The organism is Lentzea fradiae, from assembly GCF_900100955.1.
Lineage (GTDB): Bacteria > Actinomycetota > Actinomycetes > Mycobacteriales > Pseudonocardiaceae > Lentzea > Lentzea fradiae.
In genome coordinates this window covers 39265-64192 of the sequence record NZ_FNCC01000020.1, presented here as the reverse complement: position 1 = coordinate 64192, position 24928 = coordinate 39265, and the positions used below count along the sequence as shown (strand labels likewise).

Sequence of the window (24928 nt, the reverse complement as noted above, 5' to 3'; positions counted from 1 at the left end):
CCGGAAGTGTTTAACCCCGATGGGTGAAAATCGGGGGCTCCACGAGCTGTAGCGGCGGCCGTTCGCTGTCCTCCGGCACGTCGAGCAACGTCCAGATGATCTGCCGTCCGCCCCCGGCCGGCGTCTCGCCCATGCTGAAGTTGCACACGGCGATGGACGCGACGTTGTGCCGCATGACGTGCCACTGCTTCAGGTCGAGACGGGCGGTCGTGCGCACGGCGACGGACAGCTTGCCGCCGCGCATCCGCAGCAGCAGCGCCAACGGGCTTTCGTCCTCGACGTGGGACACGAGCTCCACGGCGACCTGCGGCGCGACGTCGAGCATCGACTGGACGCCCCACCGCTCGCAGGCGCGTTCGGTGATCCGCTCGGCCACGTGCGGCAGGCAGCGGCACGTCGGCAGCGTCGCGTCCACCCGGTCGTCGTGCTCGACCCGCACCACGGCGGCGGTGGCGTCCGTGGTCGTGGCGTGCAGCGGGATGTGCCGGGGCAGGCCGCGCGACTCCAGCGTCGACCGCAGCCGGTGACCGCCCACGACCAGGCTCATCGAGATCCCCGGCCAGCGCGCCGCGGACAGCCAGACGACGTCGAACACGACGAGCAGCGCCGGTGACTCCGCCTCCAGGTCGTCGAGCTCGACGACCACCCCCGAGAGCTCCTTCGTGACGCAGTCGAGCAGCACGTCCTGCACGCGCAGGTACGTCGTCCAGTCGAGCAGCCCGCTGAACCGGACGACCAGCACGCCGTTGTGCTCGCGGAAGTCGACCTCGAGGCCGTCGCCGCTCATGGGGGTCCCTCCCACAGGTGTGTCCCAAGCCTCCAAGCCTCGCCTCGTGCGGGCATCGCCCCTAGGGGGTAACTACCCGTGTTCCGGTGTTGGTACCTCCGGGGGACCGCGTTGCAGCAGGTGAACGGGCCGACCTAGGGTGCCGCTGTGGGCGGTTCCCCTTCCCCAGGTCGCAAAGGCAATTTGCCTGCCGACACAACTACTTTCGTCGGTCGCAGGACCGACGTCGCCGAGGTGCGGCGGCTGCTGTCCGAGTCCCGCCTCGTGACCCTCACGGGGGTCGGCGGCGTCGGCAAGACGCGGCTGGCGCTGCGGGCTGCCGCCGAGACGAACCGGGCGTTCCCGGACGGGGTGTGGTTCGTCGACCTGGGAGGCGTCACCGGCCCGGAACTGGTCGTGCACACCGTCCTGGAACAGCTGGGCGTCCACGACGACACGGTCCGCAAGCACCGCACGGTCCTGGTGGAACACCTGCGCGACCGGCAGACGCTGGTGGTCCTGGACAACTGCGAGCACGTCGTGCAGGCCACCGCCGAACTGGTGGACGTGCTGCTGCGCTCCGCCCGCGGTCTGCGCGTGCTCGCGACGAGCAGGGAACGCCTCGGTGTCGCCGGTGAGCACCTCTGGCAGGTCGCGCCGCTTCCGCTCGAACCCGCGTTGACGCTGTTCGCCGAACGGGCGGCGGCCGTCGAGCCGGGGTTCGCGCTCGGCCCGCACAACCGCGAGCAGGTCGCCAGGATCTGCGCGCTGCTGGACGGCATCCCGCTGGCCGTCGAACTGGCCGCCGTGCGGCTGCGCGTGCTGACGCTCGACCACCTGCTGTCCAGGTTGGACAACACGTTCCGGGTGCTGGCGGAGGGCAGGCGCGGCGGCGATCCCCGCCACCAGACGCTGCAGGCAGCCGTCGACTGGAGCTTCCACCTCTGCACGCGGCCCGAGCAGATCCTGTGGACGCGGGCATCGGTGTTCTCCGGCACGTTCGACCTGTCGGCGGCGGAACGGGTGTGCTCCGGCGACGGCGTGGAGCCCGAGGAGATCATGCGGTCGCTGACCGGCCTCGTCGACAAGTCGGTCGTGGTGTCCCGGCCGCACCCGTCGGGCACCCGGTTCCGGCTGCTGGAGCCGCTGCGCCAGTACGGCTGGGAGAAGCTGCGCGCCGCCGGGCGCGACCACGTGCTGCGGCAACGGCACCGAGACCACTTCGTCGAGTGGGCGGAGCGGTGCGAGAAGCAGTGGTTCGGCCCGGCGCAGCCGGAGATCTTCGCGCTCACCCGCCTGGAACACCAGAACCTGCGCGCGGTCCTGGACTTCTGCCTCGACGAGGCGGGCGACCACTGCGTGCACCTCGCCGGGACGCTGTGGTTCTACTGGGCGGGCTGCGGGATGCTCGGCGAGGGCAGGCACTGGCTCGACCGCGCGCTGGCGGGCGCACCGCCCGGACCGGCGCGCGCGAAGGCGTTGTGGGTCAACGGGTACGTGTCGACGTTGCAGGGCGACATCACGGCGTCCCGCAAGATGCTGGAGGAGTGCCGCGCCTACGCCGTGAAGGCAGGGGACGGCGTCGCGCTGGCCTACGCGACCCACCGCCTCGCGTGCACGCACCTGGTCGGCGACGACCTCGTCCTGGCGGACGCCTTGTTCGAGGAGGCCGTGGCCCGCTACCGCCGCCAGGGCCTGGTCAACAGCCACACCCTGCTCGCGGGCGTCGAGCTGGCCATCTCGGCGACGTTCCAGCGCGACTTCGCCGCCGCCGAACGGCTCTGCACCGAGGCCAGGGCCGTCGCCGCGGAGCACGGCGAGCAGTGGGTGCAGGCGTACGCGATCTACGTGCTGGCGCTGTGCGCCTGGGTGCGCGGCGACTACGAGCGCGCCGACCAGCTCGGCAAGGAGTGCCTGCGGATCAAGCGGACGTTCCACGACCTGCTGGGCATCGTGCTCGCGGTCGAGGTGCTCGCCTGGATCTCCGCGTCGCAGGGCAACGCGGTGCGCGCGGCGACGTTGCTGGGCGCCACCAACGAGATCTGGCACACCGTCGGCTACCCGATGTTCGGGTCGCGCTACTTCGGCACGCCGCACGGCGAGTGCGAGAGCGCGGTCATCGCCGTGCTGGGGGACCAGGAGTTCCGCGCGGTGTTCCGCAAGGGCATGGACCTCGAGCTGGACGACGCCATCGCCTACGCGATCGGGGAGGAGCAGGCCGAACGGCCCGGCCCCGTCCCCGACCTCACCCCGCTGACCCGGCGCGAGCAGCAGGTGGCCGACCTGATCGCGACCGGCCTGTCGAACAAGGAGATCGCGGCCAAGCTGGTGATCGCGCGCCGGACCGCGGAGGGCCACGTCGAGCGGATCCTGCAGAAGCTCGGGTTCTCCTCACGGGCGCAGATCGCGACGTGGGTGACCGAGCGCCGCGGCTGATCCCGGCGTCAGTCGACGCACGGCACGCCGTCGTCCGGCGGCGGGGGAGGCGGCGCGGTGGCCAGCTCGGTCACCTTCGCCTGCACCTTGGCCGGGTCGACCCGGTTGACGTCCAGGCCGCCGACGCGCGCGCCGCCCTCGATCGGCAGCGTCTCGAACCGCACCTCCGACGGCAGGTTCGTGGTGAACTCGGCCAGGTCGAACGCCGCGTCGAGGACGACGTCCTGCTTCGCCATGTCCGCCATCGCCCGCACCACGCCCACGTCCGCGCCCTTCAGCCGCTTCGCCACCGCGGCCAGGAACGCCTGCTGGCGGCGGGTGCGGCCCAGGTCGCCGTCGGGCAGACCGTGCCGCTGCCGCACGAACGACAGCGCCTGGCCCGCGTCGAGGTGCTGCGGCCCCGCCGGGAAGTCCGCGCCCGACAACGGGTCCTTCGTCGCGGCGCGCAGGCACACGTCGACACCGCCGAGCCCCTCCGCGATGTGGAAGAAGCCGATCAGCGAGATCTCCACCAGGTGGTCGACCGGCTGGTTCAGGAACGCCGACACCGTGCGGACCTGGGCGCGGCGCCCCGCCTCCCGGCCGGCCCGTTCGAGCGTGCGCGGGTCGTGCTGGCCCGCGGCGCGCAGCCGTTCCTCCTCGGCGATCTTGGCCCGGCCGTACGCCTCCTTGATCTTGCCCTCGCCGCCGGACGCGAGCGGGACCAGGTTGTCGCGCGGCACGGACATCGCGACCGCCGGGCCGGAAACGGGAACGCGCAACAGGATCAGCGTGTTCGCGTTGTAGCCGCCGCGGTCGCTCTCACCCGCCTGCATGCGCCGCAGCACGTCGTCCGGCAGCGGTTCGCCGTGCAGGTCGAGGCGCGTGGTGAGGCCCATGATCAGGATGTTGCGGCCGGACGTCGAGCGCGGGACGTCGTCCGGGATCGCGTACGACCTCTCGACCCCCGTCGAGATCGTGGACACGGTCGACCAGGCGACGCCGGACACGACGAGCACGGCCGCGCACACCGCGGTCCACACAACACGCAGCAGGACAAGGAAAACAGTGCGGTGACGACCGCCATATGACTTCATCTGCGAAACCCCCGTCCCCTACTCTAGGCGGTCATGGGGGTTCAGCTGCCGAGTTTGGCGGCGCTGGGGGTGCTGGTCGTGTTCGTCCAAACGGGGGTTTGGATCGACGGGGGCAACCTCGGCTGGCCGTTCGGCGTCTGCTTGGTGACGGGTGCCGTCGTGGCATCGGCGTTCGTCCGTCGTGTGGGGTTGTGGACCGTGGCACCGGCGCCACCGGTCGTGTTCGTCGTGCTCGCGGTGGGCAACGCGGCGTGGCAGCGGCAGTCCCAGCGGCAGGCGATGTGGGCCAGTGGCAAGGAGTTCGCCGCGGACGCGGTCCCGTGGTTCGTCAACGGGTTCCCGTGGCTCGCGGTGGCGGTGGGCACGGCCGTGGCGGTCGCGCTCGTCCGCGTACTTTCTGGGGGGAAAGCGAAATGCAGGTCTTCGTCGACGGGAACGGCGGGAGACGGGTAGCCGCGGGCGCGGTCAGCCTGTCCGTCGCTTGTGGACTGATCGTGTTCGCGGCGGTGGTCGCGGGCACCTTGCTGGGAGCGTGGTGAGGCGCGCCCCCAGGCTGCACTGGGTCTCCATCCTGCTCGGGCTGGTCGTGCTGATGGGCGTGGTGTCCTTCCACGCCTACACGGCGATCAGGCCCGAGCCGGTGCGGCACGCGGGAGAACACCGGCAGCTGCCGGAGAACACGCTGGCGCTGGCGTTCCACGGCGGACCGGATCCCAAGTGGACACCCAGGGTCTTGGACGTCCTGAAGGAGACGGGAATCCGTGCGACGTTCTTCGTCACCGGCACCCAGGTGACGCGCAACCCGGAGGTGACCCGCCGGATCGCCGAGGAGGGCCACCGGATCGGGATCGACGGCTTCCGCGCGGAGGGCGACCACGTCACCGGGCTGAACCGCGCGCTCGCCCAGGCGGCGCTGGCCGACGTGCTCGGCGCGCACACGCCGCTGGTCGGCGCGCCCGCCGAGGTCGACAGCGGCGACCGCGACCACCAGGACATCGGCACGCTGGTGCGGATGTCGTTGCGGGAACGGGGAGGCGTCGTCCGGCTGCACGACGACGGCAGCATCGGCGCGGACATCGCGCGGGAGCTGACGAGGCAGCCCGGCTACCGGTTCGTCGCGGTCACCGACGAGCCGCTGGTCACCGCGAGCGGGACGGAGCGGTTCACCGGCGCGGTCACCGCGTGGTCCCAGCGCAACGGCGGTGTGGTGCTCGTGCTGTTCGGCACGGCGATCGCCATCGCGGCGTTGCTCGGCCTGCTGCGCACGGCCATGCAGCTCGGGCTCGCGCACACCGACCGCCGGCTGCGCCGCGAGAGCGAGGCCGATCCGCCGCCGTGGTTCGCGCCACCGGTCTCGGTCGTCGTGCCCGCGTACAACGAGGCGCTGAACATCGCCGCCACGGTCCGGTCCATCGCCGCGAACGACCACCTCGCGGACGTCGAGGTGGTCGTCGTCGACGACGGCTCGACCGACGGCACCGCCGACCGCGCGGAGGAGCTCGGCCTGCCCGGCGTCACCGTGCTGCGGCAGGACAACCAGGGCAAGCCCGCCGCGCTCAACGCGGGCATCAGCCGGGCACGGCACGACGTCCTGGTGCTGCTCGACGGCGACACGATCTTCGAGCCGGACACCATCGGCCAGCTCGTGCAGCCGTTCGCGGACAGCGCCGTCGGCGCCGTGTCCGGCAACGCCAAGGTGGGCAACCGGAAGGGCCTGCTGGGACGCTGGCAGCACCTGGAGTACTGCGCGGGGTCCAACCTCGACCGCCAGATCCTGCACGCGCTGCGGTGCATCCCGACGGTGCCGGGCGCGGTCGGCGCGTTCCGCAGGGCCGCCATCACCGACGCCGGCGGTGTCAGCGACCAGACGCTGGCCGAGGACACCGACCTCACGATGGCGGTCACGCGCGCGGGCTGGAGGGTCGCGTACCGGCCGCAGGCCAAGGCGTGGACCGAGGCGCCGAGCAGCCTGCGCGGCCTGTTCCGGCAGCGCTACCGCTGGTCGTATGGCACGTTCCAGTCGATGTGGAAGCACCGCCGGGCACTGGTCGAGAGCGGGCCGATGGGCCGTTTCGGGCTGCTGTACCTGCTGGCGTTCCACCTGCTGCTGCCGTTGCTCGCGCCGGTGATGGACCTCTACGTCCTCTACGGCTTCCTGGTGGCGGACGCCCCGCTCGCGTTCGTCGTGTGGACGGCGTTCCTGCTCTTGCAGACCGCGAGCGCCGGGTACGCGCTGCGGCTGGACGGCGAGTCGCTCAAACCGTTGTGGGCGTACCCGTTGCAGCAGCTCGTCTACCGGCAGCTGACGTACGCGGTGGTCATCCAGTCGGTGATCACGGCCGCGCACGGCACCCAGCTGCGGTGGATGAAGGTGCGGCGCACCGGCCTGCTCGGCAGTGCTCCCGGCTGTGGGGTTCCCGGCTCACCCGCGGTAGTCCTGGAAGAGTGAACCGGGCGGCCGTTCCGGTGAGGTGCGGTCACCGAATTGGATTCGGCTCCGGTTTCCTGTCACCGTTGTGGCCCCTTTCCCCGGCCGGGCGACCGGTGGCGCGGTGAGTACCGGCGGTGCGCAACGGGTATCTCGACGAGGAGTGTCCGACGCACGTCAGGAGGACCAGCCATGTTCGACGACGGCGTTTTTCCCGCTCATGTGGACAAGACAGACGTGCGGCACGTCGAGACGCTGACAGGGGCGTTGAGGGCACTCGACTACGAGTACGGCGGAGGTGCCTGCCGGGACGCGTGCGTCGCGTTGCTCGGCTGGGCGAACCCGTTGCTCGGCACCGGGGCGCCGGGCGTGGTGCTGCAACGGCTCCAGGTCGCCATCGCCGACCTCAACAACCTGGCGGGCTGGGCGTCGTTCGACATGGGCCTGCTGGAGTCCGCCCACCGGCACTTCGGCCGGGCGATGGAGCTGGCCCGCGCGTCGGGTAACAGCGCGCTGGAGGCCAACATCCACTACCGGATGGGCCGCGTGCACCTGCACTACGAGCTGCCCCAGGACGCGCTGGAGTCGTTCCAGCGCGGCCTGCCCATCGCGCAGGCCAGCGGGTCGACGCTGGCCGTGTCGATCCTGCACGCCAACGAAGCCTGGGCGTTCGCCAAGATGGGCGCGGAACGGCAGGCGCTGCGCCAGTTCGCCCGAGCCCAGGACGAGTTCGAACGAGCGGAAGCCGAGCACGCGCCGCCGTGGGCGCGGTTCTTCGACCTGGCGGACCTCGTGTCGATCGGCGGCATGGTGCACACGGAGCTGGCACGCAACTGCGACGTGAAGTACGCGCGCACGGCGATCCCGCTGCTCACCAGGGCCATCGCGACCGGGGGAGAGGACGCCTCGCGCAGCCAGTCGTTCCGCCTCGCGGCGCTGGCGGTCAACTACCTGGTGCAGAACGAGCCGGAGCACGCCCGTGAGATCGGGGAGAAGGCGATCGCGCTGTCCGGACCCATCCGCTCGGCCCGCACCAGGGACCGGATGCGGCCGTTGAAGCAGGAGGCGGACAAGCTGCGCGGCAACGAGGCGGCGGACGAGCTGTCGTCGCGGCTGGGGGCGTTCATGCGGTCGCCGGGAGCGGCCTGACCAGGAGGACACCGGACCTGGAAGGGGCCGCCGGGACCCGAGGAGAGGTTTGGGCTTCGGGCCCCGGCGACACCCCGGTCGGAACGGCCACCCCGCTGGGGGGCCGGGAGCCGTTCCGGCTCTGCGGGCGGTCAGCAGCGGATGCTGGACCGCGCCCGGTAGGTCATCGCGCCGGAGTTCCACTCGGCGTAGGCGGAGGTGCAGACGCTCAGCGTGTCGGTGCCGGACGACCACAGCTCCTGCTGGCGGTACTTGCCCGACTTCTGGCCGGCGTGCCCGAACGGCTCGCGGGCACTGGTGCTGGCCCACTTCTCGATGATGATCATCTCGGGGGTGTACGGGGCGCCCGCGCCGTGCACGCTGGCCCAGGTGTAGATGTACGCCCAGTTCTTGCCACAGCCCTTGAACTGCTTGACCGACGCCCAGCGCTGCCCGTTGTCACCGATGTAGCCGGTGCTGCCGATCTGGGTCACGGGCCCGCAGCCGGGCGCGCTCTCGGCCAGCGCGTTGTTCGCGGTCACCAGCCCCAGCAGCAGCGCGACGACGGCGGCGAGGGAAGTCCTTCTCATGGGCGAGGAGCATCACGTGACCCGCTGACATTTCACTGACACGTCCGGTTACCGGCTGGTTAGGATCTGGCCCATGCGACGGCGGTGGGCGTTCAGGGTTCTCGGATCGTTGCAGGTCATCGATTCCGGCCGGGTCGTGGAGCTGCGGTCGGCCAAGCAGCGCGTGCTGCTCGCCGCGTTGCTGATGAAGGCCAACGCGCCGGTGTCGTCCTACGAGCTGATGGAGCACCTGTGGGGCGACGAGCCCTCCGGTGCGGCGCGCGCGACCCTGCAGACCTACGTCATGCGGCTGCGGCAGTCGCTGGACGACCTCGCCGACCGCAAGCTCGTCCGCACGTGGCCGACCGGCTACTCCATCCACGTCGAGGACGACCAGCTCGACCTGCTGACGTTCCAGAAGCTGCGGGCGGAGGCCCGGCGCGCCCCCGACCTGGAGACCGAGGCGCGGCTGCTCGGCGAGGCCGCGGCGCTGTGGCGAGGACCGGCGCTGGACCAGGTCTCGTCGCTGCGGATGGAGCAGACCGACGTGCAGCGGCTCAACGAGCAGCGCTGGGAGGTGCTGGAACGCCGCAACGACGCCGAGCTGCAGCTCGGCAGGCACGACCAGCTCGTCGACGAGCTGCGCTCGCTGGTCGCGGAACACCCGCTGCGGGAGCGGTTCTGGTACCAGCTGATGCTCGCGCTGCACCGGTCCGGCCAGCAGGCGCAGGCCCTCGACGTCTTCCGCCGGGCGAGCGAGGTGCTCGCCGACGAGCTCGGCATCGACCCGAACGCGGAGCTGCGCGCACTGCACATGGAGGTGCTCGCCGGGTCGTCGGCACCGGTCGCCGTCCAGGCGGGACCGTCCTGGCTGCCGCCCGCGGTCGGCGACTTCTCCGGCCGTGCCGACGAGGTCGCGCGGCTCACGACCGGGCTGCGCGCCGGCGGCACGTGGACGATCACCGGTCCCGGCGGTGTCGGCAAGACCTCGCTGGCCGTCCACTGCGCACACGCCGTGCGCGACGCGTTCCCGGACGGCCAGCTGTACCTGAACCTGCGCGGCGGCGAGCAGCAACCGGTCGGGCCCGCGGCGGCGCTGGACCGGTTGCTGCGCGGCCTCGGCGTCTCCGGCGGCGCCATTCCGTCCTCCGTGGAGGACCGGGTGGACCTGTACCGGGACCTGTTGTCGGACCGGCGGATCCTCGTCGTGCTGGACAACGCGGTCAACGAGGCGCAGGTGCGGCCGTTGCTGCCGGGCACGACGTCGGGTGCGGCGCTGGTGACGTCCCGTGCGGCCCTGGCGGGGCTGGAGGCGGCGCACGTCGTGCCGCTGGACGTGCTGCCCCAGGACGACGCGCTGACGTTGCTGCGGACGGCCGTCGGCGAGGCCAGATGTGCCGCGGAACCCCGTGCGGCGCAGGAGATCGTGGCGTACTGCGGCCAGTTGCCGCTCGCGTTGCGGGTGGCGGCGGCCCGGCTGGTCGCCCGCCCGCACTGGCAGCTCGCGAAGCTCGCGGGACGGCTGTCCGACGAGCGCCGCCGCTTCGACGAGCTGTCCCTCGGCGACCTCGACGTCCGCGCCTCGCTGGCGCTGTCCTACGACGGTCTCGACGCGTCACACCAGACGGCGTTCCGGCTGCTGTCGCTGGTCGACACACCGGACTTCCCGGCGTGGACGGCCTCACCGCTGCTGGGCCTCGACGTCGACGACGCGGAGGACCACGTCGAGGCGCTCGTCGACGCCCGGCTCGTCGACTACGCGGGCAGGGACGCGGCCGGGCAGGTGCGGTACCGGCTGCACGACCTGCTGCGCGCGTTCGGCAGGGAGGCGGCGACCGAGGACCCGGCCGAGGCGCTGAAGGCGCTGTTCGAGCAGTGGCTCGACCTCGCGACGCGTGCCGACGCCGAGCTGCCCCACCAGGCGATCCGGCTGGAACCGGCGGAGCTCGCGCCGTTCGACCTCGGTGACGCGGCCACCTGGTTCGACGCGGAGTGGCAGAACATCCACGCCCTCGTCACCCAGGCCGCCGCGCTCGGACTGGGCGCGCAGGCCGCCGAGCTCGCGATCCGGTCGGCGGCGTTCTGCGACCTGCGGGCCCGCTTCGACGACTGGGAGCAGCTCAACTGCATCGGGCTGTCGTGCGCGCCGCCCGAGCGCAAGCCCGTCCTGTTCCAGCAGCGCGGCATCCTGCGCGCCCGGATGCACGACTACGTGGCGGCCTCGGAGAACTTCCAGGCCGCACAGGAGGGTTTCGCCGCCACGGGGGACGTGTGGGGCGAGGCGTACGGCTGGTACGGCATGGGCTGGATGCACGAGTGGAGCGGCCGGTCCGCCGAGGCGCGGGAGGCCCACCGTCAGGCGATGACCCGGTTCGTCGCCTCCGGCAACCCGCACGGCGAGATCGAGGTGCTGTGCTCGCTGGGCGCCATCGAACGCCGGGCGGGCGGGCTGGCCGCGGCCACCGGCTACCTGGAACGGGCGCGGCGCCTCGCGAACAGCCTCGGCGACGAGCAGAGCGAGCTGATGGCGACGCTGGAGCTGGGGCGGCTGCACCAGTTCACCGGCGAGCTGGCGCGGTCGGCGGAGTTCCTGAGGTCCTCGCTCGCGGCGGCCCGCAGGATGGGCGACCCGGACATGGCGGCGAACATCCGGCTGTTCCTCGCGGACACGCTGATCCGGTCGGACGAGGTGGCGCTCGCCGAGGAGCAGCTGCGGCTGGCGTGGGAGTTCTTCGAGGAGCACGACGACCGGCAGGGCCGCATCTGGGTGTGGCGCCTGAGGTCCGGCCTCGCCTCGTCGCCGCAGGAGGCGCTGCGGCTCGCGTCGCTCGCGCTGGAGCAGGCGCGGGAGATGGACTCGCCGCCGGAGTTCGGCCGGTCGTTGCGCGTGCTGGGCAACGCCCTGGAGCGCGCGGGACGGGCCGAGGAGGCCCGCGAGCACTGGCGGCAGGCCGAGGAGACCCTCACCGCGGCGGGGTTCCAGGCGGAGGTCGACGAGCTGCGGCTCACGACCAGGTCCTGACTCTCACCCGACCGAGTGATTTTCCGAGTCACGCGGGAGCCCCACGTGTCTTCTCACAGTACGCGGGGCCCCCGCGTACTCGTCACGGACACGGAAGAGTGGCCGTCATGGCAGCGTTTGCCGGAACGCTTGGCCGGGCAGAGGGGTGCCAGGCGACGGGGCACGGTTGTCGCCTGGCGGCTCTCCCCCTCGGGTGTCAGCTGACGGTGATGGCTCCGGCAGGGCAGAGACCCGCCGCTTCCTTCGCGGTGGCCTCGTGCGCGGCGTCCGGCTCCTCGACGAGGAGCACCACCGTCCCGTCCTCGTCGTTCTGGTCGAAGAGGTCGGGGTCGGTCAGGACGCACATCCCCGAACCGCAGCACTTGTTCTGGTCGACGGAGATCCTCATGCCGACCACGCTACTGGCAGCGAGTGCACCCCGTAGATCCCCATGTCGGTGCGCAGCGGCACCTCGCCGGGGTCGATGTCGAGGCGCAGGTCGGGGAACGCCGCGAAGAGCCTGGCGAACGCGATCCGCATCTCGATGCGCGCGAGCTGCTGGCCCAGGCACTGGTGGATGCCGTGGCCGAACGCGACGTGACCGCTCGCCGGGCGCCGCAGGTCGAGCTCCTCGGGGTTGCCGGTGAACTTCTCCGGGTCGCGGTTGGCCGCGGGCACGTGCAGCAGCACGGTGTCACCGGCCTTGATCAGGTGCCCGTCGATCTCCACGTCCTCGGCGGCGGTGCGCACCGGTCCGAAGTGGATGATCGACAGGTACCGCATCAGCTCCTCCACGGCGTTGTCGATCACCTCCGGCTCGTCCTTGAGGATCTTGAGCTGGTCCGGGTGCTCCAGCAGCGTGAAGGTGCCGAGTCCCAGCATGTTCGCCGTGGTCTCGTGGCCGGCGAGGAGCAGGAGCATCGCCATGTTCGACGCTTCCTCGTCCGTCGGCTCACCGGTGGCGACCAGGTCGCTGATCATGTCGTCGCCGGGGTTCTCCTTCTTGCGGGCGATGAGCTCGCGCATGAAGACCTGGATGCGCGCCATCGCGTCCATGGCCTCCTCGAAGGTCGAGTCCAGGCTCAGCAGCTTCGCCGTGTCCTCCTGGAACCTGTCCCGCTCGCTGTAGTCGACGCCGAGCAGCGCGCAGATCACCAGTGACGGCACGGGCAGCGCGAACTCGGTGACGAGGTCGGCCTTGCCGCCCAGCGACCGCAGGTGCTCGATCTGGTCGTCGACGATGGTCCCGATCCACTCGGACAGCTGGTTCATCCGCCGGACGGTGAACTGGCCCTGCAGCATCCTGCGCAGCCGCGTGTGGTCCGGCGGGTCCTGGCTGAGGAACATGCCCGGCTGGGGCTGGCGGCGCTCCTTCGGCGGCTCGCCCTGGAACCGGATGTCCAGCAGGTGGTGCCTGTTCGGGTTGTTGGTGAACTTCGGGCTCCCCAGCACCTCCCGCACCTGGTGGTGGCCCGTGACGAGCCAGCCGAGGTGGCCGTCGGAGAACTTCAGCCTGCTCACGCGGGCCGTCTCGCGGATGCGGGTGACCTCGGCGGGCGGGTCGAACGGGTTCTGGCGGGTGATCGGCAGCTCGTCGGAGATCAGTTCGGTCATCTCGCACACCTCCCAGTGCTCGGCAGAAGACCTGCTTCCGAACCTACAGAAGTTTCACGAGTCCATGAAGGCTGGGTCGGCACGACCTGGCGCCATGCCGCGAAATCTGTCCGCATCTGCCTGTCGTGGGTCGCGACGGCCACGGCGGCCCTGGTCCGCAGCAGCACGTCCGTCAGCTCGTCGACGAGGGCGATCGACAGGTGGTTGGTCGGTTCGTCGAGCAGCAGGACGTGCGGACCGGCGCTCAGCAGCACGCCCAGCTCCAGCCTCCTGCGCTGCCCGGTGGACAGCCGTGAGACGGGCCGCGTGAGGTCCTGCGCGGCCAGCAGGCCGAGCTCCCCGATCCCGGGGCACAGCCGGGCGGCCGTGGCGTCCTCGTCCTCGAACGCGGACTCCTGGGCGAGCAGCGCGACCCGGCCGGCGTGGTGGACGGTGCCGGTCGACGGGGTCAGCCGGCCCGCCAGCACGTTCAGCAGCGTCGACTTGCCCGCGCCGTTCGGCCCGGTGACGAGGAGCTTCTCGCCCGCGGCGAGGGAGATCGGCTCGGTCAGGAGCAGCCGTCCCGGCACCTCCAGCGGGGTGGCGTGCAGCAGGTCGCCACTCGCCTCCAGCTCGGGCGGGGTGAGGTGCAACGGCGGCGGGGGAGCGGCGACGCGCTGGTCGTCGAGCTCCTCCAGCCTGCGGGCGACGTTGCGCACCTTGTTCGCAGCACGGGTGGAGCGCTTGTGCTTGAACGCGCCCTTCGGAGGCCGCCAGGCGTCCTGCAGGCGCGACTGGGCGCGCTCGACCTTGTCCGTCAGCTCCTGGTGCTCGGCCTCCTCCTGGGCGAAGCGCTGCTCCCAGCGCTGCCGTTCGGCGCGCTTGGTCTCCTTGAACGCGCGGTAGCCGCCGCCGTGGAGGTGCACCGCGCCGTCCGGTGCCGGGTCGAGGTCGAGCAGGTGCGTGCAGACGTCGTCGAGCAACGTGCGGTCGTGGCTGACCAGCACGACGACGCCGTGGTGCTGCCGGAGGCGTTCGGTCAGGAACGTGAGAGCGCCCGCGTCCAGGTGGTTCGTCGGCTCGTCGAGCAGCAGGACGTCGGCGCGTTCGGCCAGCAGGCACGCGAGCCGGACGCGGTAGCGCTGCCCGACGCTCAGCCGGGCCAGCTCCACCGACCTGTCGTGGCCGGCGTCGAGCGCCTCGAGCGCGACGCGGGCCCGCCGGTCGGCGTCCCACGCCTCGATGTCCTCGGCGTGGGCCAGCGCCCGCTCGTAGCGCCGTTCGTCGAACGGGTCGGCCGCACTGTCCAGTTCGGACAGAGCGGCGCGGCTCGCGCTCAACGCCTCGGACAGCAGGTCGCCCACCGTCTCGCCCTCGTGGAACGGCATTTCCTGTCGTACCAGGCTCAACGAGCCGTGCCGCACGACAGTTCCCTGGTCCGGCACCAGGTCCTGGGCGAGCAGGCGCAGCAGGGTGGTCTTGCCGCGGCCGTTCTCGCCGATGACACCGAGCCGCTGGCCCGCGGAGACGGTGAGGGAGATGCCGTCGACCACGGGGCCCGCTTCATAGCCCTTGGTGAGGTCTTGGGTCGTCAGATGAACATGCGAACGCACGGGAATCTTCTTTCAGGCATGCGAAATCGGGACGTGTTGCGTGGTGGCACACGTCCGAGATCAGAGGTAGAAGACCCCGTGCCCGAATCCCATGAAACCCACGGTACCTACGGTCGCAACGCCTTTTCGACCGCGAGCCGCAGGTCGTCGACGCTCTCCTGAGTGCCCGGTGTCGGTCCGGACGTGCTGCCCGCGCCGACGAGCCGGTAGAACAGCAGGCCCTCCAGGAACGCCGTGAAGTGCGCGCCCGCCCGCTCGGGGTCCTCGTGCCCCAGCATCGCGGCGAGCGCGGTGGCCTGCTCGCGCGGCGAGTGGGCGAGGATCGACGTCAGCTCCGGGTGGTGCGTCGCCTCCAGCATCGCCGCGTACCGCGCCAGCGTGCGGTCGCGTTCGACGAGCCAGCTGTCGAGCGTGCGCGCGATGCTGCCCGCGACGTCGTCCGGGTCGGGCATCAGGTCGAGGCGCTCCAGCTCGGCCAGGCGGGCCACGAACCCCTCCACCAACGCCTTGCGCGTGCGGAAGTACGCGCTGGTGGACCCCTCGGGCAGACCGGCCCGGCGGTCGACGGCGCGGTGGGTCAGCCCGCGCATGCCCTCCTCCGCGACCAGCCGGATCGCGGTGTCGGTGATCAGCTCCCTGCGCATGTGCCCGTCGTCTCCTCCTGCGCCGGACTCTACAGGTGTAGATTCTTCTACATCTGTAGAGGAGGCTGGGATGAAGGCGATCGTGGTGGGCGGTGGCATCGGCGGGCTGGCCGCGGCGGTGTCGTTGCGGCGCGTGGGCTGGGAAGTCGTCGTCTACGAGCGTGCCGCCGCTTTCGGCGAGATCGGCGCCGGTGTGGGCGTGATGCCGAACGCGATGCGCGCGCTGGAGTGGATGGGCCTCGACGCGGAGATCCGGCGCCTCGGCACCCCACGGGTCTCGGGTGGCGTGCGGTCGTCCGACGGGCGCTGGCTCGTGCACCTGCCCGACGTCGGTCAGGAGCAGATCATCGCGATGCACCGCGCCGATCTGCACGGCGTTCTGCTGCGCGCACTGCCGTCGGAAATTCTTTTCAACGACGTCGAGGTGACGAGCGTTGAGGACCTGGACGCGGATCTCGTGGTGGCGGCGGACGGCATCAACAGCCGCCTGCGCGCGGATCTGCTGCCCAGCGCGCCGGGACCGGTGTACGCGGGGGCCACGGCGTGGCGAGGGGTGGCGCCGGGGCCGTTCGACCTGCCGATCTCGCAGACACTCGGTCCCGGCGGCGAGGCGGGCATCCTGCCGCTGGGCGACGGCAGGGTCTGCTGGTACCTCGCCGCCGTCGCGCCCGTCGGCGCGGACCTCGACCCGGCGGAGGTGTTCGCCGGGTGGCACGACCCGTTGCCGGAGCTGGTGGCCTCGACGCCGGCGGTGATCAGGCACGACATCTACGAGCTGCCGTTGCTGCCGACGTTCGTGTCCGGGCGGGTGGCGTTGCTGGGCGACGCCGCGCACGCGATGACGCCGTACCTCGGGCAGGGGGCGTGCATGGCGCTGGAGGACGCCGTGACCCTGGCTCTGTGCGACGGCGACCTCGCGCGGTACGACGCGGTGCGGCGGCCCCGCACCCGTGCGGTGTGGCGTGGTTCGCGGGCGGCGGGGCGGTTCGGCATCGGCCTGCGGTCGCCGATCGCGGTCGCGTTGCGGGACTTCGTGCTCCGCGCGACGCCGTCTTCGGCGGCCGTGCGCGGGATGGGAAAGTTCGCTACGTGGCAGGTGCCGACTCAGTTCACTCGAACGGGTTGAAATTTGCAGTGAGCTGAATCACCGATCACTGTTTGATCTCGGGCAGATAACAGTCTGAAATCACTCTTTGTGCCAGGCATTGTCACCCGGTTGCGGGATCAAGGACTTCTGAGCGTGTCAGACCTGTGCACATGATCCGGATGGAGTAACGCTAGAGGCGGTTCCCGCTCCACTGAAGCGCGACTACGGTGGCCCGCCATGACCCCCGTCCCGACTGACGCTTTGCCCCGTTCCCTCACGGCGCTTCCCCCGGCGCAGGTCGAGAAGCTCGGCGACGTCGACATCGCCGAGGCAGAGGACTTCATCCGGCAACACCACTCGGAGAACCCCGGTCTCGGACCGGTCGAGGCCCGGCTGGCGGAGGTCCACGCGGAGATCGCCGCGACCGGCACCTACCGGCACACGCCGGAGGAGTTGGCCTTCGGCGCCCGCGTGGCTTGGCGCAACAGCTCCCGCTGCATCGGCCGCCTCTACTGGCGCAGCCTGAAGGTGCGCGACCTGCGCGAGGTGTCCGCCCCCGCCGACGTGGCGCGCGAGTGCGTCGAGCACCTGCGCGTCGCCACCAACCACGGCAAGATCCGGCCCGTCATCACGGTCTTCGCCCCCGCGGAGCCCGGCACGCACGCTCCCGTGATCCACAACGAGCAGATCATCCGCTACGCCGCCTACCGCGGCGCCGACGGCGGAGTGCTCGGCGACGCGCGCAACCTGGCGCTGACCGAGCTCGCCCTGGAACAGGGCTGGCAGCCACCCGTCATCCGCGGCCCGTTCGACCTGCTGCCGCTCATGGTGTCCTGCGAGGGCCACGAGCCGGCGATGCTGCGCGTCCCCGCCGACGCGGTGCTGGAGGTCAAGCTGTCCCACCCCGACCTGCCGTGGGTGGCGGGACTGGGCGTCAAGTGGCACGCCGTCCCCGCCATCAGCAACATGCGGCTGCGCATCGGCGGGATCGACTACCCGGCCGCGCCGTTCAACGGCTGGTACATGGGCACCGAGATCGGCGCCCGCAACCTCGCCGACCACGACCGCTACGACCTGCTGCCCTACATCGCCAAGCGGATGGGCCTCGACATGTCGTCGGAGGCGACGTTGTGGCGCGACAGGGCCCTGATCGAGCTCAACCGCGCCGTCCTGCACTCGTTCGCCCTGGCGGGCGTCACGATCACCGACCACCACACCGAGTCGAAGAGGTTCCTCACCCACCTGGAGAAGGAGGAGGCCGCCGGACGCAAGTGCCCCGCGGACTGGTCCTGGATCGTGCCGCCCGTGTCGGGCGGGCTGACGCCGGTGTACCACCGCTACTACGACACGGATGAACTTCTGCCGAACTTCTTCCCCGCGGCGAAGCCGTCCGGATGTCCTGTCGCACACTGATCGGGTGCAGCCGGCCCGCAGTCTGACCCTGACCGACGCCGTCTTCGTCGGCCTCGGCTCGATGATCGGCGCCGGAGTCTTCGCGGTGTTCGCCCCGGCCGCCGCCGCGGCCGGGTCCGCCCTGCTCGTGAGCCTCGTGGTCGCGGGCGTGGTCGCCTGCTGCAACGCGCTGTCGAGCGCCTGGCTCGCCGCGCGGTATCCGCAGTCCGGCGGCACGTACGTCTACGGCCGCGAACGGCTCGGCCGCGTGTGGGGCGACCTCGCCGGGTGGGCGTTCGTGCTCGGCAAGACGGCGTCGTGCGCCGCGATGGCGCTGACCGTCGGCACGTACGCCGGCTTCCCCACAACCGGTGCGGTCGCGGCGATCGTGGCGTTGACGGTGCTCAACCTGACCGGGGTCCGCAAGTCCGCGCTGGCCACCAGGGTGATCGTGGTCGTGGTGCTGCTGGTGCTCGGCACCACCGCGATAACCGCAGCCACCGCACGCGAAGCCGTGCAGCCGGCGGAGTTCCTGCCCGCAGGAATCCTTCCCGCCGCCGCGTTGCTCTTCTTCGCGTTCGCGGGCTACGCGCGCATTGCCACGCTGGGAGAGGAGGTCCGCGAACCCGAACGCACGATCCCCCGTGCCGTGGTCATCTCGTTGGCGATCACTCTCGTCGTCTACGCGGTCGTCGCTGTCGTGGCGCTGCGCGCGCTGGGCTCCGATCTCGCCTCGTCGACCCTCGCCGACGTGTCACCGGCGCTGGCACCCGTCCTCCGCGTCGCCGCCTGCCTGGCCGCGCTCGGGTCGCTGCTCTCGTTGCAGCTCGGCGTGTCCCGCACCGCGCTGGCGATGGCGCGGGACCGCAGGCTGCCCGGCCCGCTGGCGGACCTGCGGGTCGCCGAGGTCTGCACCGGTCTCGCCGCCGTGGCGCTGGTGCTCTCCGTCGACGTGACGCGCGCGATCGTGTTCAGCTCGTTCTGCGTGCTGCTCTATTACGCGATCGCCAACGCCAGCGCGTGGACGCTCGGCAAGCGGATCGTGCCCGCCGTGGGCCTGATCGGGTGCTTGGTCCTCGCCGGAGCGGTTCTCTGGCAACTGTGATGTGGCCCAGATCACCATTGATCGCGTAACGTGCGTACGGTGAGAGTGGGAGCACCCGCAGAGTCGCGGCCCGCCGAGCGCCGAGTCGCCTGCGTACCGGAAACGGTGTCGTCACTGGCCGACGCCGGACTGTCCGTGCACGTCCAGGAGGGCGCGGGCCGGCACGCCCACGCCCTCGACGCCGCCTACCGCGCGGCCGGGGCCACCGTGACGCCCGAGGACCCGTCACCCGAGTCCGACGTCGTCGTGTCCGTGCAGCCGCTGAGCCTGGACCAGGCCGCCCGGCTCAAACCCGGCGCCATCACGATCAGCTTCCTGCAGCCCGGTGCCGAACGGGAGCTGCTGGAGGTCTACCGCGAACGACGCGTCACGTCGTTCAGCTTCGACCTGCTGCCCCGCGTGACCCGCGCCCAGACCGCCGACGCGCTGTCGTCGCAGGCGCTGGTGTCGGGCTACCGGGCCGTTCTCGTTGCCGCGGAACGACTACCGCGCTTCCTGCCGATGTTCACGACGGCGGCGGGCACCGTGCCCCCGGCGAAGGTACTGGTGCTGGGCGCCGGTGTGGCGGGCCTGCAGGCCATCGCCACCGCGCGCAGGCTCGGCGCCGTCGTCGAGGCGTACGACGTGCGCAAGGCGGCGGGGGAGGAGGTGCGCAGTCTCGGCGCCAAGTTTCTCGAGCTGGACCTGGAGACGCAGTCCGGCGTCTACGCGTCCGTGCAGTCCGAGGAGTTCCTGGAACGCCAGCGGGAGCTGATCGGCGACCACGTGGCGGCGTCCGACGTCGTGATCACCACCGCGGCGATCCCCGGCCGCAAGGCCCCGGTGCTCGTGACGACCGACATGCTCAAGGCGATGGCACCGGGCTCGGTGCTGGTCGACCTGGCCGCGGAGTCCGGCGGCAACTACCCCGGTTCCGTGGCGGGCGAGGAGATCTGGGTCGGCGACGTGCTGGTGCACGGCGCGCTGAACCTGCCGTCGTCGATGCCCGTGCACGCGAGCCGCCTGTACTCGCGCAACGTCGTCAACCTGCTCAAGCTGATGCTCGTGGACGGCGAGGTGCGGCCGGACCTCTCCGACGAGGTGCTCGACGGCTGCTGCCTCACCCACGACGGTCGGATCCGCAAGGAGTTGCCGTGATCGACCTGCTGACGATCTTCGTGCTGGCGGTGTTCGTGGGCTTCGAGGTGGTCTCGAAGGTGTCCACGATCCTGCACACGCCGCTCATGTCCGGTGCGAACGCCATCCACGGCGTGATCCTGGTCGGCGCGATCCTGATCACGGGGTCCGCGCAGACCACGCTGGAGCTGGTGCTGGGGCTGCTGGCGGTGTTCCTGGCGACGGTGAACGTCGTGGGCGGCTTCGTGGTGACGGACCGGATGCTGGAGATGTTCAAGAAATGACGGTCCAGCTGATGTACCTCGTCGCCGCGCTCTGCTTCATCTTGGCGCTCAAGGGTTTGAGCTCGCCCAAGTACGCGCGCTACGGCAACTTCATCGGCGCGTTCGGCATGCTGGTCGCCGTCGTCACCGCGTACGTGCACGGCGTCGTCCACAACGGACTGTTGATCCTCGTCGCCATCGCACTCGGTGTCGTCGTGGGCATTCCGGCCGCGCGTGCGGTGAAGATGACGGCCATCCCGCAGATGGTGGCGCTGTTCAACGGTGTCGGTGGCGCGGCGGCGGCGCTGGTGGCGCTGGCCGAGTTCTTCGCGGTGCCGGACAGCACCGTGCTGTTCCGGCTCGCGACGGTGCTCACGGTGCTGATCGGCTCGGTCAGCTTCTCCGGTTCGGTCGTCACGTTCCTCAAGTTGCAGGAGCTGATGACGACGCGGCCGGTGTTGTTGCCGGCCGGGCAGCAGCTCGCCATCGCCGCGGGTGTCTCGTCGGTTGCCTTGTGCGCGTTGACGATGGCCGTGCCGAACGGGTTCCTGCTGTGGCTGCTGGCGGTCGTCGGGCTCGCGCTCGGTGTGCTGTTCGTGCTGCCGGTGGGCGGGGCGGACGTGCCGATCGCGATCTCGTTGCTGAACGCGTTCACCGGTCTCGCCGTCGCGGCGTCCGGGTACGTGCTGGCGAACACGCTGCTGATCGTGGCGGGCACGCTCGTCGGCGCGTCCGGCACGATCCTGACCCGGTTGATGGCGCAGGCGATGGGGCGGTCGCTCACCAACATCCTGTTCGGTGCGTTCAAGGCGACGAGTGCCACGGCTCAGCAGGAGGAGCAGCGCACGGTCAAGTCCGGCACCGTCGAGGACGTCGCGATCCTGTTGGGGTACGCCAACAACGTCGTGGTCGTGCCGGGGTACGGGCTGGCCGTCGCGCAGGCGCAGCACGCCGTGCGGGAGCTGGTGGCGCAGCTCGAACGACGTGGGGTGGCGGTGTCGTACGGCATCCACCCGGTGGCGGGGCGGATGCCGGGGCACATGAACGTGCTGCTGGCGGAGGCGGACGTGCCGTACGAGCAGCTGAAGGAGCTGGACGACGTCAACCCCGGCATCACGTCGGTCGACGTGGCGGTGGTGGTCGGGGCGAACGACGTGGTGAACCCCGGTGCGCGTGACGAGCCGTCGAGCCCGATCTACGGCATGCCGATCTTCGACGTGGACCGCGCGAAGTCCGTCGTGTTCATGAAGCGCTCGATGCGGCCGGGGTTCGCGGGCGTGGACAACGAGCTGCTCTACAACCCGAAGACGACGTTGCTGTTCGGGGACGCGAAGGAGTCGCTCACGAAGCTGCTGGCGGCGGTGAAGCAGCTGTAGCCAGCAGCTCGGTCACCTCGGCCGCGGTCAGCGCGGGCAGCAGGCCGATCACGCCGTCGGCGCCGGCCGCGTGCCAGTCGTCGGCCTCGGCGCAGGTGTGCACCTCGTCGGCGGCGAACCGCACGCCGAAGCCGTGCACGGTCGTGATCAGGCCGCGCATCGCCTGGTGCAGCGGCGTTTCCCGGCCGGGTGCGGGTGCGCGGGTGATCACCGTGCGGACCGGCACCTCGGCCAGCACGGCGAGCTCGTCGTGGCCGCCGCGGAAGCCGTCCAGCGCGGTCACGATGCCGTTGTCGTGCAGCACCACCGCGTTGTCGTCACCCGCGAGCACCGACGAGACGTCCAGGGCGATGCGGAGCCGTTCGGGCGGCAGGCCGCTCTCGTCGAGCGCTCGCTTGACGTCGGCGACCAGGTCCTCGTCCCTGGACTGCAAGGCGCCCAGCGCGATGTGCAGCGAGGGCGCCTTCGCGCCGAACTCCTCCACCCACCTCGCCGCCTGCGCGCACGCCTCCCGCAGCAGCCAGCGGCCGATCGGCAGGGACAGGCCCGTCGAGTCGGCCAGCGCCATCGTGTCGTTGTGGCTCAGGTCGTCCCAGTGCAGCCGGGCGACCGCGCCGAGCACCTCGCGGGTCTCCAGGAGGTGGATCGGCGCGTAGACGATCTTCAGCTCGCCGTGCTCCCACGCACCCGGCATCGACGCGGCCAGCGCGTACCTGCCCCGGCGGCGGGCGTCGTCGTGCGGGTCGTGCAGCGCCCACTGCCGCTTGCCGCGCGCCTTCGCCTGGCGCAGGGCGGTGTTGGCGCACCGCATCAGCTCGGCGGCCGTCGCGAACGACGGCGGCCGGTCCACGACACCGATGCTGGCCGACAGCGCGATGCCGTGGTCGTCGACGAACGTCGCCTCACCGAGCGCCTGCTGGATCTCCTCGACGGTCGAGGTGACGGTGTCGGAGGTCGTCATGAGCGCGAACTCGTCGCCGCCGATCCGGGCGAGCACGGCCCGCTTGCGCTCGGCCAGCTCGCCGAGGCGGTTCGCGACGATCTTGAGCAGCTTGTCGCCGGTGTCGTGGCCGAGGCCGTTGTTGACGACCGAGAACGCGTCGAGACCCAGGTGGTACAACGTGATCGGCGTGCCGTCCAAGCGCCGTTCCACCTGCGTCACGAAGTGCTGGCGGTTCGACAGGCCGGTGAGCGAGTCGTGCAGCAGCTGGTGGTCCAGGCTGCGCTGCAACAGGTGCAGCTCGCTCATGTCCTCGACCATCGTCACGTGGTGCGCCGGTTCGCCGTCCGCGTCGCGCAGCACCGACACGACGAGGTGCACCCACACCGGCTCGCCGTCCGCGCGGACGAGCTTGCGCTGGTCGCGGAACCCGTTGACGAGCCCCGCGCCGACCCGCCGGTACGCCGCGTCCAGCCGCTCGCTGTCGTCGGGGTGGTAGAGCTCGCGCAGGTCGCGGTCGTGCAGGTCCGCGCCGCGGGACAGCCCGACGATGCGGGCGAGCGCGTCGTTCGCCTCGACGCACCTCCCGGAGAGGTCGGTGATCACGATGCCCAGCGCGGCCGAGTCGAAGACCTCCCGGAACCGCGCCTGGCTGACCTTGAGCGTGCGCTCGACCCGCTGCTTGGCCCGCACGATCGCGACCTTGATCTGCTCCTGCTGGTCGAAGGCGTCGAGCCGCATGGCGTGCGCGTACGCCGAGCTGAGACGGGCGAGAATCGGTAACTCGAACGTGGGCGCGAGCACCTCGATGGTGACGCGCAACGAGTCCGGGCCGGTTGCGTGGAGTGACACCAATCGATTGGCAACCGATTCGGGTGAGGAGGGGAGCTGGGCCAGTGCATCGCGCAGTTCCTGCTGGATCTCGGCGTGGGACAGCGGGATGTACGCGGTCGAGGTGAGCGCGTGCATCCAGCGGGTGGCGAGCTCCGGGGGTGTCATCCTGTGACAGAGCGTACGGATTCCGCGTCTGCCGGGCCACCAAACGCGCGGAGTCCTAGATCTTTCTGCCGACGGCGGCGTAGATGCCCGCCCGGTCCGGGTCGTCGGTGTTCTGCCCCTCCGGACGCCACAGCGGCAGCGGGACGACACCGGGCTCCACCAGGTCGAAACCGGCGAAGAGCCCTTCGATCTCGGCCCTGGTGCGCGGGAACATCGGGTTCTGGCTCTTCTTCATCACCTCGACGATCCCGGCCATCTCCGCGGGTTGCAGGTCGCCGGTGAACTGCGAGAACGCCAGGTGGCTGCCGCCGGGCACGGCGTCGCGGTAGGCGGCGACGACCGCGCGGGGGTCCGCCTCCGGTGGCACGAAGTGGAAGACGCCGACCGCCAGCACGCCGACGGGCTCGGAGAAGTCGAGCAGCCCCGTCTCGCGCGTCGCCGCCAGCACCTCCTCCGGCCTGGTCATGTCCTCCTGGACGATCTCGGCCTGGGGGTCGTCCTCCAGGATGAGGCGGCTGTGCGCGACGGCGACCTCCTCGAAGTCGACGTACACGACACGGGCCCGCGGGTCGGCCCTCCGCGCGATCTCGTGCACGTTGCCGACCGTGGGGATGCCGGAGCCGAGGTCGAGGAACTGGCGGATGCCGTTGTCCACCATGAAGAGCACGGCCCGCCGCAGGAACGCCCGGTTGAGCCGCGCGATGGTCCGCGCGTTCGGCTGGGCCCGCAGGAACCTCTCGGCCAGCGCCCGGTCCGCCGCGAAGTTGTGGCCGCCGCCGAGCAGGTAGTCGTAGAGGCGGGCCGCGCTCGGCCTGCCGGTGTCGACACCTTCGGGGATCCGGCCAGCCTGTTCCGCCATGCCCCCCAGGCTAGCGGTGTGTCACGCGGGTCCGGCAGATCAAGCCCCATCCCGTTATTTGAGACGGGCATTACGATTTCCTCATGTCAGACGAAGCCCGCACGCTCACCGACGTCGTCACTCGTCTGCGCCGGGCGCTGCGGACGAGCATCCGTGCGGACTGGCCGTGGGAGTCCCTGCCGATGGCGCAGGTGGAGCTGCTGCAAACGCTCGCGGAGCGCCCGCCGATGCGGGTCGGCGACCTCGCCGGGGTGCTGCGGCTGGCCCCCAACACCGTGTCGGGACTGGTGTCCCAGCTGATCGACTCCGGCCTCGTCGTGCGCGGCGGGGACCCGAAGGACCGACGCGTCGCACGGCTGTCCGTCTCACCTCGTGGACACGAGCAGCTGCTCGTGTGGCAGCGCGAGCACGAGAAGCGGATCGGCGCCGCACTGGGCAAACTGGAGGCGTCCGAACGGGAGGACGTCGTGCGCGCGCTGAAAGCGTTGGACCACCTGGTGGAGCACCTTGCCGAACCCTCAGCCTGACCGTCCGCTG

The 24928-nt window shown here is 71.1% G+C and carries 21 protein-coding genes; 12 read left to right on the top strand and 9 right to left on the bottom strand.

What is annotated here, in order from left to right; genetic code table 11:
- Positions 1-10 precede the first annotated feature (10 nt).
- Positions 11-787 carry an STAS domain-containing protein gene (locus tag BLT23_RS35925; protein WP_090058837.1) on the bottom strand — a complete coding sequence of 259 codons (777 nt, stop codon included), beginning with the start codon at positions 785-787 and terminating at the stop codon, positions 11-13.
- 183 nt (positions 788-970) lie between these two features.
- Between BLT23_RS35925 and BLT23_RS35920 the strand changes: the two genes are divergently transcribed.
- Positions 971-3202 (top strand): ATP-binding protein, encoded by a 2232-nt coding sequence (locus BLT23_RS35920; protein WP_176947082.1) that lies wholly within the window; start codon positions 971-973, stop codon positions 3200-3202.
- 8 nt (positions 3203-3210) lie between these two features.
- Here the strand turns inward: BLT23_RS35920 and BLT23_RS35915 are convergent, their stop codons facing one another.
- Entirely contained in the window at positions 3211-4224 is a 1014-nt protein-coding gene (locus tag BLT23_RS35915) for an LCP family protein (protein ID WP_176947081.1), read from the bottom strand.
- Positions 4225-4311: 87 nt separating this feature from the next.
- On the opposite strand from BLT23_RS35915, the gene BLT23_RS35910 reads away from it, so the two are divergent.
- The 3 genes from BLT23_RS35910 (at position 4312) to BLT23_RS35900 (ending at position 7855) form a co-directional block, all read left to right on the top strand.
- Positions 4312-4731 (top strand): DUF6542 domain-containing protein, encoded by a 420-nt coding sequence (locus tag BLT23_RS35910; RefSeq protein WP_143036154.1) that lies wholly within the window; start codon positions 4312-4314, stop codon positions 4729-4731.
- Between the two features lie 82 nt (positions 4732-4813).
- Positions 4814-6727, top strand: a complete 1914-nt coding sequence (locus BLT23_RS35905) for a bifunctional polysaccharide deacetylase/glycosyltransferase family 2 protein (RefSeq protein WP_245744536.1) — start codon at positions 4814-4816, stop codon at positions 6725-6727.
- Positions 6728-6898: 171 nt separating this feature from the next.
- Positions 6899-7855, top strand: coding sequence for a tetratricopeptide repeat protein (locus BLT23_RS35900; protein WP_090058819.1), 957 nt, complete (start codon positions 6899-6901; stop codon positions 7853-7855).
- Positions 7856-7986: 131 nt separating this feature from the next.
- On the opposite strand, the gene BLT23_RS35895 is transcribed toward BLT23_RS35900, so the two are convergent.
- On the bottom strand, positions 7987-8424 hold the full coding sequence (locus tag BLT23_RS35895; protein ID WP_090058814.1) for a hypothetical protein: 438 nt from the start codon (positions 8422-8424) through the stop codon (positions 7987-7989).
- A gap of 73 nt (positions 8425-8497) precedes the next feature.
- Between BLT23_RS35895 and BLT23_RS35890 the strand changes: the two genes are divergently transcribed.
- On the top strand, positions 8498-11425 hold the full coding sequence (locus BLT23_RS35890) for an AfsR/SARP family transcriptional regulator (protein ID WP_090058810.1): 2928 nt from the start codon (positions 8498-8500) through the stop codon (positions 11423-11425).
- Between the two features lie 196 nt (positions 11426-11621).
- Here BLT23_RS35890 and BLT23_RS35885 read toward each other — a convergent pair whose 3' ends face one another.
- From BLT23_RS35885 to BLT23_RS35870, 4 genes are all read right to left on the bottom strand, one after another.
- A complete protein-coding gene (locus BLT23_RS35885; RefSeq protein WP_090059177.1) occupies positions 11622-11813 on the bottom strand; it encodes a ferredoxin in 192 nt (63 codons plus the stop codon).
- The gene (locus tag BLT23_RS35880; protein ID WP_090058806.1) at positions 11810-13018 is read right to left on the bottom strand and encodes a cytochrome P450; all 1209 of its coding nucleotides are present in this window, start codon (positions 13016-13018) and stop codon (positions 11810-11812) included. The genes BLT23_RS35885 and BLT23_RS35880 overlap by 4 nt, the downstream gene beginning before the upstream one ends.
- Positions 13015-14610, bottom strand: a complete 1596-nt coding sequence (locus BLT23_RS35875; protein ID WP_245744535.1) for an ABC-F family ATP-binding cassette domain-containing protein — start codon at positions 14608-14610, stop codon at positions 13015-13017. The genes BLT23_RS35880 and BLT23_RS35875 overlap by 4 nt, the downstream gene beginning before the upstream one ends.
- Before the next feature lie 107 nt (positions 14611-14717).
- Complete coding sequence (locus BLT23_RS35870) at positions 14718-15254, bottom strand: TetR/AcrR family transcriptional regulator (RefSeq protein WP_090058796.1); 537 nt, start codon at positions 15252-15254, stop codon at positions 14718-14720.
- Between the two features lie 70 nt (positions 15255-15324).
- On the opposite strand from BLT23_RS35870, the gene BLT23_RS35865 reads away from it, so the two are divergent.
- The 6 genes from BLT23_RS35865 (at position 15325) to BLT23_RS35840 (ending at position 21593) form a co-directional block, all read left to right on the top strand.
- Positions 15325-16380, top strand: a complete 1056-nt coding sequence (locus BLT23_RS35865; RefSeq protein ID WP_090058791.1) for an FAD-dependent monooxygenase — start codon at positions 15325-15327, stop codon at positions 16378-16380.
- 198 nt (positions 16381-16578) lie between these two features.
- Positions 16579-17754 carry a nitric oxide synthase oxygenase gene (locus BLT23_RS35860; protein ID WP_090058787.1) on the top strand — a complete coding sequence of 392 codons (1176 nt, stop codon included), beginning with the start codon at positions 16579-16581 and terminating at the stop codon, positions 17752-17754.
- A 4-nt stretch (positions 17755-17758) separates the two neighbouring features.
- On the top strand, positions 17759-18838 hold the full coding sequence (locus BLT23_RS35855) for an APC family permease (protein WP_281248943.1): 1080 nt from the start codon (positions 17759-17761) through the stop codon (positions 18836-18838).
- A gap of 39 nt (positions 18839-18877) precedes the next feature.
- Entirely contained in the window at positions 18878-19975 is a 1098-nt protein-coding gene (locus tag BLT23_RS35850; protein ID WP_090058778.1) for an NAD(P) transhydrogenase subunit alpha, read from the top strand.
- Positions 19972-20238, top strand: coding sequence for an NAD(P) transhydrogenase subunit alpha part 2 (locus BLT23_RS35845; RefSeq protein ID WP_218133988.1), 267 nt, complete (start codon positions 19972-19974; stop codon positions 20236-20238). Before BLT23_RS35850 ends, BLT23_RS35845 begins: the two co-directional genes overlap by 4 nt.
- A complete protein-coding gene (locus tag BLT23_RS35840) occupies positions 20235-21593 on the top strand; it encodes an NAD(P)(+) transhydrogenase (Re/Si-specific) subunit beta (protein ID WP_090058769.1) in 1359 nt (452 codons plus the stop codon). The genes BLT23_RS35845 and BLT23_RS35840 overlap by 4 nt, the downstream gene beginning before the upstream one ends.
- Here the strand turns inward: BLT23_RS35840 and BLT23_RS35835 are convergent.
- Positions 21559-23532, bottom strand: coding sequence for a diguanylate cyclase domain-containing protein (locus BLT23_RS35835; RefSeq protein WP_090058765.1), 1974 nt, complete (start codon positions 23530-23532; stop codon positions 21559-21561). The two genes, BLT23_RS35840 and BLT23_RS35835, sit on opposite strands and share 35 nt — an antisense overlap.
- A 55-nt stretch (positions 23533-23587) precedes the next feature.
- Positions 23588-24391: an SAM-dependent methyltransferase gene (locus tag BLT23_RS35830; RefSeq protein WP_090058761.1), complete on the bottom strand. Its 804-nt coding sequence runs from the start codon at positions 24389-24391 to the stop codon at positions 23588-23590.
- 83 nt (positions 24392-24474) lie between these two features.
- Here BLT23_RS35830 and BLT23_RS35825 point away from each other — a divergent pair, with 83 nt between their 5' ends.
- Complete coding sequence (locus BLT23_RS35825) at positions 24475-24918, top strand: MarR family winged helix-turn-helix transcriptional regulator (protein WP_090058756.1); 444 nt, start codon at positions 24475-24477, stop codon at positions 24916-24918.
- The last annotated feature ends 10 nt before the right edge of the window (positions 24919-24928 follow it).